This is a genomic window from Streptomyces sp. a15 (genome assembly GCF_059026085.1).
In genome coordinates, this window is record NZ_JBWLKM010000046.1 from 1 (window position 1) to 14,154 (window position 14,154).

The following is a 14,154-nucleotide window of genomic DNA, read 5'->3' on the forward strand; positions in this document are numbered from 1 at the left end:
GCGGCGCCCCGCTCACCGTGGTCAGGCAATACATCGAGCAGCAGAACCGGCCGGTATGAGCGTTCCCCGGCTCCGCCCTGGGCAGGCCGTCATGACGCTTCGCGCCATGAGTGGCGAATGTGCCATCCCCGACTCCGCCGGAGCAGACGCGGCGACGCTCCGCGCCGCCACCATCAGATTCGCTTCACCCCCGGCGTGAACGCCGGGGCACTGCGAATGAACCCCGGTAGCCAGCTCCGACACACATAACCGCACGTCGTCCTGCCGATCGCAGTAACCCCACTCCGTGAGTGTGTCGAGAGCGAAGGTACGCGCAGCCCCCACGGAGCTGCGGGCGCGGGGGAATCTGCGTTGCCGCGACAAGGGCATGGTGGATCACCGCCTTGTTCCTGGGTGCAAGGTCAATTCACCGTATCACTATTCGCGAAAGGTGGATAGGCTGCCCTGACGGCGGGCGCCCGAGGCGAGTCGCTTAACGTGTAAAGCGGCAAGGTCGGCCACCCGGCACAGGAGGACACCGTGAACGACAGCACGTGGGTCAGCACCTCGATGCCGTACATGACACCGCGCGAGAAGGGGCAACCGGACGCGTGGGGAGCTGAGGCGGCAACCCGAGGCAGCAAGGGCAGTCAGCGCATCGCATACGCCGGTGAGGTTCCCGCTCCCGACGAGATCGCCGGCCTGCTGGGCCTGACGCCCGGCGAGACGGCTGTCGTACGCCGCAGGGTGATCGAACTCGACGGGGAACCCTGTGAGTTGACGGACACGTACTACCCGGCCTCCATCGCCCGCGGCACCCGCCTCGCCGAGAAGGGAAAGATCCCCGGCGGGGCTGTGACCTACCTCGCCGAGCTAGGACACGCCGGCGTGCGCGTACGCGAGGATGTGATCGCCCGCATGCCCAGTGCGGAGGAGCGCGATGCCCTGCGCATGGGCCCGGACGAACCGGTCCTGCGACTCAGCAGGGTCACCCTGGACAGTGACGACCAGCCCATTCAGATCGACCTCATGGTCATGCCGGCCCATCGCCAGCGACTCCGTTACGAGATCCGGATCGGATGAAAGTGCCCATCACCGACAACCTCTCGGACCGAAGGTCGCTCCATGAGCGGATCGCCGCGGACCTCCGGGACGAAATCATGAGCGGCGACCTCGCACCCGGTGCCCATCTGCCGTCCACCGCCCAGCTCAAGGCGCGGTTCAACGCCGCCAATGCCACCATCCAGAAGGCGCTCCAGCTCCTGAAGGACGAGCGCCTCGTTGTCGGCCGCGCCGGAGCAGCGGTCACCGTACGCGAACGCCGGCAGCAGACCGTACGCCCTGCCGCGTTCATGGCCCCGGCCGCCCCCGGACAGCCCTATCGCTGGCTGACCGAGGCGGCGAAGCAAGGGAGCCGGGCCACCAGCACACTGCTGGATGTGGAGGAGGTCCGGCCCCCTGCTGACGTCTCGACCGCCTTGGACCTCGCCGAGAGTGAGACGGCCGTGCTACGGCGCCAGATCCTCTCCATCGATGGCGAACCAGTCGAACTGGTCAAGTCCTACTACCCGTTGGGCATTGCTCGGGGGACCGCTATCACGGACAGGAAAAGGATCAGGGGCGGCACTCCGGCCGTCCTCGCCGAGCGAGGATTTCCTCCGCGCCTGAGCGTGGACCGGGTGTCCGCCAGGATTCCGACCCAGGAGCAGTACCAGGCACTGAGCCTGCCCAGCGACCTTCCGGTGCTCCGTACGCTGCGGGTCGTGTACAGCGACGGCGATCGCCCCGTCGAAGCAACCGTCATGGTCAAGGCTGGGCATCTCTACGAACTGCAATACGAGTTCACGCCGGAGTGACCAACGCAAGGCCGACCCCTTCCAAGCAGGTGGGTGATGCCGCCCTCAGCGCGTTCAGGAACATGCTCACCACCGACGCTGTCTCCGCGCCCCCGCGGACGGCCGCGGTCACGGGGGTTGAGGAACATCCGTGTCAGATCGTGCGCTAAGCCTTCGCGGCTCTGATCGACGCTTTGACCTGGGCTGATGGCACGGCGCAGCCTTCGCGGGTCGATGTTGTCGATCTTCGGAGGACCTGGTGGCGGTCGAGTTTCTGTCGGATCAACAGGCAGCCCAGTACGGGGCGTTCATCGAAACGCCGTCTCGTACGGAGTTGGAGCGGTACTTCTTCCTGGATGACTCGGACTTGGAGAAGGTGCAGGCCAAGCGGCGTGCGCACAACCGGCTCGGGTTCGCGGTCCAGCTGACGAGCGTGCGGTACTTGGGCCGGTTCATGCCGGACCCGCGACAGGTGCCGGCGGAGGTCGCCGAGTACCTGGCCGAGCAGTTGGGCATCGCCGACGCCTCGGTGCTGAAGGAGTACGGGGAGCGGGATGGGACGGCCCGTACGCATGCCGGGGAGATCCAGGAGTCCGGGGGCTGGCGGGACTTCGCCGAGGTGCGGGACGAGCTGAGTGCGTGGCTGGATGCGCGGGCCTGGACGACCGGCGACGGGCCGAAGTCGCTGTTCGACGCGGCGGTGGGGTGGCTGCACGAGCGTCGGGTGCTGCTGCCCGGGGTGACGAGGTTGGCCCGGCTGGTGGGCACCGTGCGGGAGACGGCGAACAACCGCTTGTGGGACACCCTGTACGCGCTGCTGAATGTCGGTCAGCGGGCGGTGCTGGACTCGCTGCTGACCGTGCCGCCGGGTGCGCGGGTCTCGGAGCTGGACCGGCTGCGGCGCGGCCCCGTACGGGTCTCCGGCCCTCAGATGAAGTGGGCACTGGAGCGGGCGGAGGAGATCGCCGATTTCGGGATGGGGGAGCTGGACGTGTCCGGGATACCGCCGCGCCGGCTGGCGGAGCTGTCGCGGTACGGCGTGGACGGGAAGGCGTCGCTGTTGCGCCGTCATGGCGACTCCCGGCGCCTGGCCACCCTGTTGGCCACGGCGGTCTACCTGACGACCAGGGCGGTCGATGACGCGCTTGATCTGCTGGAGGTGCTGATCGCGACGAAGCTTCTGGCGAGGGCGGAGCGGGAGACGGCGAAGCAGAAGCTGAAGACGCTGCCGAGGGTGGAGCGGGCCGGGATGCGGCTGGCGACCGCGTTCCGGGTCGTGTTCGACACCACTTCCGAGCAGGTCGACACCGACACCGGGGAGATCGCGGCGCCGAAGGTGGAGACGCTGGAGGCGATGTGGGCGGAGATCGAGCAGGTGGTGCCCCGGGAGGAGCTGGCGGCCGCGATCGCCGCGCTGTTCGAGCTGACTCCGCCGCTGGATTCCGATGCGGACGAGGCGTGGCGGGCGATGCTGGTCACCCGGTTTCCCACCGTACGGCCGTTCCTCAAACTCCTGGTCCAGGTCGTCGACTTCGGCGCCACCCCCGAGGGCCTGCCGGTGCTGAAGGCGCTGAAGTCACTGCCCGACCTGATGGGGCGCAAGAAGGTGGGGCCCGACGAGATCGACACGTCGCTGCTGGCCGGGTCGTGGCGGCGCCTTGTGCTGTCGGCGCCGCACCTGGAGCCGGGCACGGTGGACTGGAAGGCGTACGTGTTCTGCGTGCTGGAGTCCTTCCACCGCATGCTGCGGCGGCGGGAGGTTTTTGCGAAGAACTCCTCCCGGTGGGGCGACCCGCGGGCCAAGCTGCTGGACGGCGAGGCGTGGGAACAGGTCCGTCCGACTGTGCTGGCCTCCCTGAACCTGCCCGGTGAGGCAGGTGAGCACCTGGCGGCGCGGGCCGCGCTGCTGGACGGCACCTATCGGGAGGTTGCCGCGCGGGTGCCGGCGAACTCCCAGATCGAGTTCGATGAAGACGGACGGCTGCACTTCGCCGCCCTGGAACCAGAGCCCGAACCCGCCTCCCTCCAGGACCTGCGGAAGGCGGTGGAGGCGATGCTGCCCCGGGTCGACTTGCCCGAGGTGCTGCTGGAGGTGTTCTCATGGGCCGGCGCCGACCAGGCGTTCACCTCGATCACCGGCGGCGAGGCGCGGCTGCGGGACCTGCACGTGACGATCGCCGGGCTGCTGGTCGCGCACGGCTGCAACGTCGGCTACACGCCGGTCATCGGCGGGATTGACGCGTTGAAGTACGGCACGTTGTCCCATGTCGACCAGACGTATCTGCGGCTGGCCACCTACCGGGCCGCGAACGCCACGCTCATTGAGCACCAGGCGGCCATCGGCCTCGCGCAGGTGTGGGGCGGCGGGCTGGTCGCCTCGGTCGACGGGATGCGGTTCGTGGTCCCCGTCCCGTCGGTGTACGCGCGCCCCAACCCCAAGTACTTCGGGCGCCGGGGCGGCGCGACGTGGCTGAACATGATCAACGATCAGGCGGCGGGACTGGGTGGGAAGGTGGTGGCCGGCACTCCGCGCGACTCCCTGTACGTGCTCGATGTCCTCTACGACCGCGATGGCGGCAAGCGCCCGGAGATGATCGTCACCGACACCGCCTCCTACAGCGACATCGTGTTCGGACTCCTGACCTTGGCCGGGTTCGCGTACGCGCCGCAGCTGGCGGACCTGCCGGATCAGAAGATGTGGCGCATCGACCGCACCGCCGACTACGGCGCCTTCACTAACGCTGCCCGTGGTCGGGTCGACCTTGCCCGGATCGAGCGGCAGTGGGAGGACATCCTGAGGATCATCGGCTCCATCCACACCGGCGCCGTCCGCGCGTACGACGTCATCCGGATGCTGTCGCGGGATGGGCGTCCGACCCCGCTGGGGGACGCGATCGCGCACTACGGGCGGATCGCCAAGTCCCTGCACATCCTGCGCCTGGCCGACGAGCCCGGCTACCGGCGCCAGATCAAGGCGCAGGCCAACCTCCAGGAGGGCCGCCATGCGCTCGCCCGGAAGATTTTCCACGGCCGCTCGGGGCAGCTCTACCAGCGCTACCAGGACGGCATGGAGGACCAGATCGGCGCCCTCGGCTTGGTCCTCAACGCTGTCGTCCTCTTCAACACGCGGTACATGGATGCCGCGGTGAACCAGCTGCGCGCGGACGGCTGCGACGTCCGCGACGAAGACGTGGCACGCCTCTCACCGTTTGTGCGGCAGCACATCAACATGCTGGGCCGGTACTCCTTCCAGCTTCCTGACCTGCCCGGCGGACTGCGGCCCCTACGCGATCCGGACGCCAGCGACCAGTGACGACATTCCCGTTCTGACGCACTTGCGTCCGGTATGACCCCACGGCCCGCAGTTTCCATGCCCCGCGGTGCATCGGCTGGGGACTGCGGGCCGACGAGGGAACCCGGGGCAGTGCCCATGATGATGATCTCTACGCCGTAGATTAGGCACATGGTGGAGGGGACGCAGGGCGCGGCAAGAACGCGGTTACTGGGGAAACAGAAGCGAGGGCGGCACGCCGCTACGAAGCCCAGCGAGGCAAAGGGCGGGCCGATGCGCTCGTCCATACTGATGGCGGCGGGGACGGTGGTGTCCCGGGCGACGGGCCTGCTGAGAACAGTCTTACAGGCCGGGGCACTCGGGACGGGTCTGCTGGCCACGACGTACAACCAGGCCAACGTGGTGCCGGCGAGCCTGTACTTCCTGCTCATCGGCGGCGCGCTGAACTCCGTACTGGTACCGCAGTTGGTAAGGGCCAGGATGGAGCAGCCGGATGGCGGACGTGCCTTCGAGCAGCGTCTGGTCACCCTCACAATGTCCGTGCTGGGAATCGGCACACTGCTGGCAGTCTGGGCGGCGCCGCAGATCATCAGCCTCTATCAGAGCGACTCACCGGCCAACCACGAAGCGTTTCAGCTGACGGTGGTCTTCGCGCGGTTCCTGCTCCCGCAGATCTTCTTCTACGGACTGTTCAGCATCCTGGGCCAAGTGCTCAACGCCCGGAACAAGTTCGGCGCGATGATGTGGACCCCTGTCCTCAACAACGTCGTCCTGATCTCCATGTTCGGCGTATACCTCGGCATGATGACCGTCCCGGACTCAGTCCAGGACATCACGCAGACCCAGGTCACGCTGCTCGGCGCGGGCACCACACTCGCCCTGGCGATCCAGGCTCTTGCCCTGATCCCCTTCGCCAGGGCCGCCGGCTTCCGTTTCCGCCCACGTTTCGACTGGCGCGGAACAGGCCTGGGCAAGAGCATCAGCGCAGCCCGCTGGACCCTGCTGTTCGTCCTGACCAACCTCGTAGCCAGCACGGTAGTGACCCGCTACGCCTCCGCCGCAGACACGGCACTGCCCGATGGCGGCGTGGGCTTTTCCGCCTATACCTACGCGCAGACCATCTGGTCGCTGCCACAGTCGGTCATCACTGTCTCACTGGTCACCGCCCTGCTGCCGCAAATGAGCCGGGCCGTCGCCGAACACCGCCTGGACGACATGCGCGGTGACCTCTCCCGGGCCCTGCGGATCAGCGGCGTCGTCATCGTTCCCGCCGCTTTCTTCTTCGTGGCTCTCGGCCCGCAGATGGCGCAGGTGGTCTTCGCTCACGGATCGGCCGATCCGGCGTCCATCGTGCCGCTGGGCCAGATGCTCCAGGCTTTCGGACTCGGCCTGATCCCCTTCTCAGCGCAGTACATGCTGCTGCGCGGCTTCTACGCCTTCGAGGACACCCGGACCCCGTTCTGGATGGCCGTGTGGATCGGTACGGCAAACATTGCCCTGGCCACTGCCTGCCACCTGCTGATGCCCCCGCGCTGGGCCGTCACCGGCCTGGCCGGCGCCTACGCCGCCTCATACGCCATCGGCCTGCTCATCACCGCGCTGCTGTTGCGACGACGCCTCGAAGGCCGGCTGGACGGCAAGCGACTGTGCCGCACCTACGGAAAGCTGACGACCTCTGCCCTCGCGGCCGGAACACTGGGCTGGTTCGTGGCCCGCGCATGCTCCACCACCGTCACCTCGACCACCTGGGCACCCGCTCTGGGCCTCGCTGCCGGAGGCCTCACCATGTTCCTGGTGTTCGTGCTGCTCGCACGAATCTTGAAGATCAGCGAGCTGCGGAGCCTGCCGGGCCTGGGGTGAGCGCCCGGTCTGGCTGAGCACCCGCGGCAAGGGTGCTGGACAGTCCGTGATGCGGATCTACCCAGGCCGGGCCCGCGCCGGCGCCTGGCCTGGCAGTCAGACAGCGCGCAGTCGAGGGGGGGTCGAGCTGCTCCGGCTCGACCTCCGCAACGGCCGTGAGGGGAAGGGGGGCCTCGGCGTCGCCAGTCTCCTCCGCCCGGCGGCGCAGCTTCGACTTAAGGTTGATCAGCCCGCTCTTGACGTGCGGCGCGACAACGACCCCCAGCGCGAAGCACGTGCCAGCGATCGCCAGGGCAGTCTTGGTGCCGTCGAACAGCACGGCGTGCGTGTTGAGCGTGTTGTCGTCGTCCCGCGCCAGTGGGCTCTTTCCGCCCGGAGTACTCGACTGCGAGAAGTGTGTGTCGGAGGGACGCTTCGTCAGCATCAGTTCCCAGATCGAGTCACCCCAGTTGAACTCCATGACGCAACTGTAGAGGCGACCACGTACGCCGCGGCCCGGAATGCGATGTTCTCCGCACCTTGGTCAGCGGACGGGGACCCGAAGACCTTGACACCCATTCAGTCAAGGTCTTCGGGTCCCCAAGGGGAAACCTGCCGACCGTCGAAGCGTCAGGCGATCTGTGTCTGTTGGGTACCGTCGTGTCCTCGGCTCTACTTCTGAACGAGGTCGTAGACAGCCCGTTGAGGGTCGCTTTTGACGATGAGCCCGTCCACGCACAGGTCGCGCAGGATCTGCCGGACCCGTTTCTCCGCTGCCCGTTGGTCTTCCCACGTGTGACCGTGGTCGCCGAGAGCCTTGATGGCACGCTGCGGATCCCAGGTGCCGCCGAGGGCGCGAATCGCCTGGGCGAGGACATGCCGGTCGGGATGATCCTTCTTGCGGTGGTTGGCGATGCTGGCAGGGGCGCCGCTGTAGTTGCAGTCGGCGCACTTCTCCCACGAGCAGTCCGGATCGGTGACGGCGGCGTGGCGGACGGAATGGTGCGAGCCGAAGCCGTGGGCGTGGAGCAGTTGAGCGACGGACCCGTCGTACTTGAGGGCCATGAGCGCTGCTTCGGCGATCTTGTCGTGGCCGGCGGCGAAGAACTTACCCAGGCCGACGTCCTTCCCGCAGCCGCACCAGCACTTGCCGGTCGGGATGAGGCGAGGCTTCTCATTGCTTGGCATGAATCCAAGGTATCAATCCTTGAATTTAAGCCAAGGGATACACCCAAGGATTCCATTCAAGGGTTGCGTCGACGTAAGCAGGCGTACAGCCGCAAGCCGACTTCGTGCAGAACAGGGTCAGCGGCGCGCGTCGCCGGGGGCGAGCAGACTGGTCAGCTCGGAGATCGCCTCGGGGGACGGCTTGAAGTAGCGGCGGACGTTCTCCGGCTTCTTGTGCCGGGACTTGGCCATCAGCATCAGCAGGGAGGCACCCTGCTCCCCGAGGTGGGTGAGGGCGGAATGGCGGTACTCGTGCAGGTCCCAGCCTGTCCCCGGTCCACGCACGGCGGTGTGCTCATCGAGGAGTGCGCGGGCCTGGCCGTAGGAGAGGCGGGCCAACTCGGTGTCCGGGCAGACGTCGCGCGGGCTGACCACCTTCCCCGGACCGGGACGGCGATGGGTGACGAACACCGGGCCACGGGTGCGGCCCCGCAGCAGGCGAGGCAGGAGCCGGGCGGTGCCGGCGTCCCAGTAGACCGTCTCCAGCACGAAGTCCTCGCGCGCCTGCCCTCGGCGGCGGGCCTTGCTGCGGGCGCCCTTGGCCTTGACCAGGCAGCGGCGGGCGGCGAGGTCCAGGTCCTCGATGTTCACGCCGAGGATCTCCTCGGACCGCCCGGCGGTCTCGTAGAGCATCCGCCACAGCGTCTTCTCCCGCAGGTGGACCTCGCGCCGGGCGATGAGCCGGTCCACGGCCATCTTCGAGCGGGCCGGGGTCTCGGAGTCCGGCACTGCCAGCCGCTTCGTCCAGGCCGGGACCGCCGGGCCGTCATACCCGTACGACTCGCACCAGCCCAGCCACGACAGCACCGCCGCCCGGCGGGCGTTCCAGGTGTTGACCGCCGCGGTGCCCCACAGCAGTTCCAGGGCCTCGCCGATCTCGTCGTCCGCGACCGACCCGAGCGGGCGGGCCTCACCGATCCGCTCGGCGGTCTTGCCGACGCCGGTCGAGTAGCTGCGGACCGTGTTCGGGTTGCGGAGCGAGTCGAGGAAGGCGTCGGCCGCCGCGCGGACGGTCAACGCCTTCCCCGCCGGCAGTTGCACGACGGTGGGCACCGCTTCCCCCTTGCCGCAGATAACAGGGCCGCTCCATGTACGGCCCGGAGAACGTCACCGCAGGTGACGAACCAAGCTCCCGCAGATAATAGGGCGTTATCTGTGGGAGGACTTCAGATTGGTCCGGTCACCGACGCACCGTCAGTCGTCCACCAGGGCCGACGAAGGCTTAGCGCACGATCTGACACGGATGTTCCTCAACCCCCTTGAGGTCCGTGGGTTCAGAGAAACTGAAGGTTGTTCACCGCGAACCCACGGGTGGATCTCCTGATTCTGGCGGTTGGGCCCGCGGGTTCGTGGTCAACCCGCTGGGCCGGACTCGGGGTGTGACCGAGATACGCGCCAAAGGGGCAACGGGATGATCTTGAAGCCCTGAGCGCCGGGCCCGTCCCGTATTTCAGAGGGACACCCGTGCTGTTCTGCCAGCGGCAGAACACGGCCGGACCGGGCTCGACGATCACTACAGTCCAGTCTCATGACGAAGATTACGACGCGTACGGTCGAGTACCCGGCCGACGGTTTGACGATGATCGGGCACCTCGCGCTCCCGGCCGGTGTCGACCGCCGGCCCGCGGTGCTGCTCGGACCAGAGGGCATGGGGCTCAGCGACGTCGAGCGCCGCCGGGCCGATGCTCTCGCCGAGCTGGGATATGTAGCGCTGGCCTTCGACCTTCACGGCGGGCGCTATTTGGGTGACCCCGAGGAGATGCTGGCCCGTTGCCTGCCGCTGCTCGCTGATCCCGACCGGATGCGGGGGATCGGCCATGCGGCGTTCGACGTGTTGCGCACCGAGCCCCGGACCGACCCCGACCGGATCGCCACCGTCGGCTACGGAACCGGGGGCGCCGTCGGGCTGGAACTCGGGCGCAGCGGCGTCAACCTGCGCGCGATCGGGACAGTCAACGCACTGACCACGGGCCGACCGGGCGAGGCGGCGCGCATTCGCTGCCCGGTGTGGGCCGGGGTCGGATCGGAAGACCCGATCATGCCGCCCGCGCAACGAAACGCGTTCACCGCTGAGATGCAGGCCGCGGGCGTCGACTGGCGCCTCGCGGTCTACGGCGGCGCCTTGCACGCCTTCCACCACCCGCCGGTCGACCACCCCGTGGTCCCCGGCGTCGGCTACCACCGACAGCACGCGCAGCGAGCCTGGCGCGACGTCGTCGACCTGCTCGCCGAGTGCCTGCCCGTGACGGAGGACCTGGGGGCATGACCCAGGCAAACATGCTGGTGCCAGCCCTGGTCGGCGTCGCGCACTGACAGTCTCCTCCCCTCAAGACCTCACAGCAGACCCGCATTCGGACAGTTGTGCGGTCGCGGAGACGTATTCCCAACTACCGCAGTAAATACCGGATTTACTGCGACGGAGCCCTGGCCGTGATCGTCGCGACCTGCGGCGGACCGTTCCGGCTTCCAGGGCGAGATGTACGCATTTACTGCGGCGTCACTGTGCTGACCACGCGTAAAGCCGCATCAGGATCTACTCATTGCCCCCTTGCCGCGTATCTCGGCTGAACCCCGACTCGGCGGCCTGTTCCAGCAGGGCTCGTGCGGAGTGCGCGTAGCGCATCGCGGTCTTCTCGTCGAGCCCGAAGACCTCCGCGAGATGGAGTGGGTCAGGCCCGTGGGTTAGGGCTTCTTCGAGTTGCCGGTCAACGCGCAGCCGCTCCAAGGTGGCGTCCTGTCCTCGCATCGGAGCACTGATCCAGTGGTTGCTGGCCCGGCCGGTCGTGTTGGCGGTCTGGTTGTTGATCAGCAGGTGGAGGTTCGCGGTGCTCGGCCACCGGCGTCGCCGGTAGTCCAGCCAGTCCGTCAGGAGCTTCAGGGTGAGGTCGTCGAGAGGCCGGGCGCGTCCGGCGATGGTCAGCCGGCGGTTGCCGAGATCGACGTCGTCGAGCACGAGGGCGGCGATCTGGGCGACCCGGGCGGCGTGGACCGCCGCGAGGGCGAGGACGAGCCGCGCCGCCGGCGTCAACGCAGCCGCGACGGAGCGCTCGACCTGCTCAGGGAGGAGAGGTTGCAGCACGGCGTACTCGTTCTGCCCGACCTTGATCCGGCTGGTGGGGTTGCGGAAGATCAACCCCTGCCGTTTGGCCCAGGTGAACAGAGACCGCAGGGCGACGAGCTGGTCACGTCGCTGATGACCGTGCAGCGTCTTGACGTGGGCGAGGACGTCGTCGCGAGTCACCTCCCGCAGGTGGTCGTAGCGGTTCGACCACTCCAGCAGGGCCGGACGGACCTGGTTGAGGGAGAGCCAGACCGTGCCCTCCCTGCGCGGGAGACTGCGAGGGCCGCCGTCGCGCAGGACTCGGGTCCAGCGCTCGGCTTCCGAACGGATGCCGGGTGCGAGCCCTTCCAGGCGTCCGACGAGCCAGTGCTCGAAGGACGGCTCGCTGTCGTCCTCGAAGATCCCCATCTCCTCCAGCACCGTGACGATGTGGCAGACGGGCAGGTCCATGGCCCGCAGCGGGGAGAAGATCTCCGTGTGCCGGATGACGTCGCCTTCGACGTGACCGGTGAGGACGATGGCCAGGCCCCGGTTGACCGCGAAGCGGATGTTGCGCCCCCATCCGCGGGACTCGGCGAGCCGGTGCGCGAGATACTTGGCCCAGGCCAGCCACGGGCTGGCCAGGTCGGTGTCGGCAGGGTCGAGCCGACCGAAGTGCCGGGGGATCTGCTCGAACAGCGGCGGCTGCCGCCAGCCGGAGTCCGGATGCCAAGCCGGCGCGGGAGGCGGTTTGCGCGGGGGGCCACGCCGTCCTCCCTTCCGCCGGGCTGGAGGCGTCGGTCTTCTGCGGTAGTGCATCCCGACGAAGAACAGCTGTTGGTGCCGGACGGCGGCGAGTCGCTCCCGCGCATCTGCCCCTTCCGCCAGCTGGCCATCGACTGTCTTCGCGCCGAGGCGGGCCTGGCACCAGCACAAACGACAGTAGTCCCACTTCAACGGCTGGACACGACGGCAACCGGCGCATTCCGCCGCGTCGTGCCCCCGGCCGAACATGTAGCAGGTATGGCAGAGCCGTCCGCGGAAGTCGCCCCAGGCCAGGCAGCCCGGGCAGGAACTGGTCGGCTTAACGTAGCCCTTTGGGAAGCGTGCCACCGACTCACTCCGGCGGCAGCGACCGGCCGTCCCGGCGCTTGGGGATCACCTTCGGCGCGGCGGTACCCGAGCCGACAGCGGCCCGGACCGTCTCCTCCTGGCCGGGGCGGTGCACCTTCTCCGGCTCGGGAATGAGGAGGTCGCCGATCTCGCAGCCGAGGACGACGCAGATGACGTCCAGGTCCTCCAGCTTGAGGGAGACGGGCTGGCCGGACCACAGCCCGGACATCTTCCCGGCCGAGATGACCAGGCCGTGCTCGGCCAGGCTCCGCTGGAGCTCGGAGGCTTTCCAGATCCCCTTGTTCGCGGCGGTCAGCCGCAGGTTCCACTTCATCGCAGAAGTCCTTCCAGCCGCTGCGCGGCCCGCTGCTGCCCGGCCACCCAGGCGTCCTCGACCCGGGTCTGCTGGACATGGACGTATCGCATGGTCGTGGCGATCCAGGAATGTCCGAGGACTTCCTGGATCGCGATCAGGTCGAGTCCACCGAGGTAGAGCTCGGACGCGCAGAAGTGCCGCAGGACGTGCGGGGTGAGTTTGTCGCCCCAGCCCGGCAGATGTGCCGTGGCCGCGGCCTTGAGGCCGCCGCGCAGGGCATCGTCGCCGACCCGGCCCGAGGAGCCGTCGGAGCATTTGCGTTCGGAGGGGAACAGGGTGGCGCCGGGGCGGGTGTGGTCGTCGTCGAACTGGCCCCAGACGTCCTCGATGAACCATCGGAGCGTGCGGTCGGCGCCGTTGATCAGGGGGACCATCCGCTCGCGCGGGCCCGAGCCGCGGGCACCCTTGCCGTGGCGGACGTGGAGTTTGCCGAAGCGGCCCAGGTCCCACTTGATGTCCGCCAGATCGAGCTTGCACGCTTCGCTGACCCGTAGCCCGACCTGGGACATCAGCTTGGAAGCGGTGTAGTTCCGGGCGGTCGGGGCGAACTTCCGACAGGTCGCCAGCTCTCCGCCCCATCCGGCGAACAGCGTTTTGACCTCCGGCCCGGACGGCGGAATCCGCAGTGCCGCGTCCTTCGTGCCGCGTGGCCGGTTCATCTCGTCGATCGGGCACTCGATTACGCGCCCGGTCATCCGGTGGATCTCGACCTTGTGCCGCAGCTCCAGGAACAGGAAGTACGTGGTCAGTGCCTGGGAGCGTCCCAGCCGGGTGCCGCTCGGCGAGGCCCGCAGCACCTTCCCGAAGTACGCGTCGGCGTCAGGCGGCTCCATCTCCCACAGCGGTCGGCCGAACCAGGCCCGCATCTGCTCCAAGTGCCCGACGTCCCCGCGGATCGTGCCGTCCGCCAGCCCCGCCGAGGCCCGCGCCAGCACGAACCCCGCCAGCACATCGGTCTCGAACTGCTCCAGCTCCTCCGCCGTGGCCGGCGGCCGGACATCGCGCAGGTCCCGTACGACAGCCAGCGCCAACCCGAGCCCCCTCACCTTCACCCTGACCGTCGACCGGTCAGACGCAGTGAGAACGTTTCAGGAATCCCGAAGTTACGTCAGGGTGCAAAGAGTCACCACAGAGAGGGCGACCCCCCTGGCCACGAGGTTGGTGACTCTGCGGGGCTCAGGAGAACTCACGGGATGTCGCACACACATGGCGGACAGGGCGGTTCTCCGCCAGTTCCGGAAGGACGACGGCCGTCCGGCGGGTCGAGGTCATCCGCGGCACCAACGCCACCCCCATCCCCACCCCCATCCCCGCCTCCACCATCGCCAGGACCGCCGTCCACCCGGCCGTCGAATGCCCCTGGTCCGGACTGAACCCCGCGGCCTCGCAGGCACCGCGTGTGATGTCCGACCACGGCCCGCTCCCTCCGAAGATCCAGTCAAGCAGGCACCCC

General features: G+C 68.3%; 11 protein-coding genes and 1 pseudogene. 5 read left to right on the plus strand and 7 right to left on the minus strand.

Annotated features, from left to right (window positions below; all coding sequences use genetic code 11):
• Nucleotides 1–519: 519 nt before the first annotated feature.
• The 4 genes from AC5P09_RS33670 (at nucleotide 520) to murJ (ending at nucleotide 6,966) form a co-directional block, all read left to right on the plus strand.
• Nucleotides 520–1,062, plus strand: coding sequence for a GntR family transcriptional regulator (locus AC5P09_RS33670; protein WP_493877506.1), 543 nt, complete (start codon nucleotides 520–522; stop codon nucleotides 1,060–1,062).
• Entirely contained in the window at nucleotides 1,059–1,835 is a 777-nt protein-coding gene (locus AC5P09_RS33675) for a GntR family transcriptional regulator (RefSeq protein WP_493877507.1), read from the plus strand. The genes AC5P09_RS33670 and AC5P09_RS33675 overlap by 4 nt, the downstream gene beginning before the upstream one ends.
• A 238-nt stretch (nucleotides 1,836–2,073) precedes the next feature.
• Complete coding sequence (locus AC5P09_RS33680; protein ID WP_493877508.1) at nucleotides 2,074–5,127, plus strand: Tn3 family transposase; 3,054 nt, start codon at nucleotides 2,074–2,076, stop codon at nucleotides 5,125–5,127.
• A 150-nt stretch (nucleotides 5,128–5,277) separates the two neighbouring features.
• A complete protein-coding gene (murJ, locus tag AC5P09_RS33685) occupies nucleotides 5,278–6,966 on the plus strand; it encodes a murein biosynthesis integral membrane protein MurJ (protein WP_493877509.1) in 1,689 nt (562 codons plus the stop codon).
• Here murJ and AC5P09_RS33690 read toward each other — a convergent pair.
• The 3 genes from AC5P09_RS33690 to AC5P09_RS33700 form a co-directional block, all read right to left on the minus strand.
• Complete coding sequence (locus AC5P09_RS33690; protein ID WP_493877510.1) at nucleotides 6,932–7,426, minus strand: hypothetical protein; 495 nt, start codon at nucleotides 7,424–7,426, stop codon at nucleotides 6,932–6,934. The two genes, murJ and AC5P09_RS33690, sit on opposite strands and share 35 nt — an antisense overlap.
• 191 nt (nucleotides 7,427–7,617) lie before the next feature.
• A complete protein-coding gene (locus AC5P09_RS33695) occupies nucleotides 7,618–8,133 on the minus strand; it encodes a hypothetical protein (protein WP_493877511.1) in 516 nt (171 codons plus the stop codon).
• A gap of 117 nt (nucleotides 8,134–8,250) precedes the next feature.
• Nucleotides 8,251–9,225: a tyrosine-type recombinase/integrase gene (locus AC5P09_RS33700; RefSeq protein ID WP_493877512.1), complete on the minus strand. Its 975-nt coding sequence runs from the start codon at nucleotides 9,223–9,225 to the stop codon at nucleotides 8,251–8,253.
• Nucleotides 9,226–9,700: 475 nt separating this feature from the next.
• On the opposite strand from AC5P09_RS33700, the gene AC5P09_RS33705 reads away from it, so the two are divergent.
• Complete coding sequence (locus tag AC5P09_RS33705; RefSeq protein WP_493877513.1) at nucleotides 9,701–10,438, plus strand: dienelactone hydrolase family protein; 738 nt, start codon at nucleotides 9,701–9,703, stop codon at nucleotides 10,436–10,438.
• A gap of 267 nt (nucleotides 10,439–10,705) precedes the next feature.
• Here the strand turns inward: AC5P09_RS33705 and AC5P09_RS33710 are convergent, their stop codons facing one another.
• The 4 genes and pseudogenes from AC5P09_RS33710 to AC5P09_RS33725 all read right to left on the minus strand — a co-directional run.
• On the minus strand, nucleotides 10,706–12,325 hold the full coding sequence (locus AC5P09_RS33710; protein ID WP_493877514.1) for a hypothetical protein: 1,620 nt from the start codon (nucleotides 12,323–12,325) through the stop codon (nucleotides 10,706–10,708).
• A 4-nt stretch (nucleotides 12,326–12,329) separates the two neighbouring features.
• Nucleotides 12,330–12,659: a helix-turn-helix domain-containing protein gene (locus AC5P09_RS33715; RefSeq protein ID WP_095749388.1), complete on the minus strand. Its 330-nt coding sequence runs from the start codon at nucleotides 12,657–12,659 to the stop codon at nucleotides 12,330–12,332.
• The gene (locus AC5P09_RS33720; protein WP_493877515.1) at nucleotides 12,656–13,732 is read right to left on the minus strand and encodes a tyrosine-type recombinase/integrase; all 1,077 of its coding nucleotides are present in this window, start codon (nucleotides 13,730–13,732) and stop codon (nucleotides 12,656–12,658) included. Before AC5P09_RS33720 ends, AC5P09_RS33715 begins: the two co-directional genes overlap by 4 nt.
• A 145-nt stretch (nucleotides 13,733–13,877) precedes the next feature.
• A pseudogene (locus AC5P09_RS33725) lies at nucleotides 13,878–14,138 on the minus strand (LysR substrate-binding domain-containing protein); the annotation flags it as partial.
• Nucleotides 14,139–14,154: the final 16 nt, after the last annotated feature.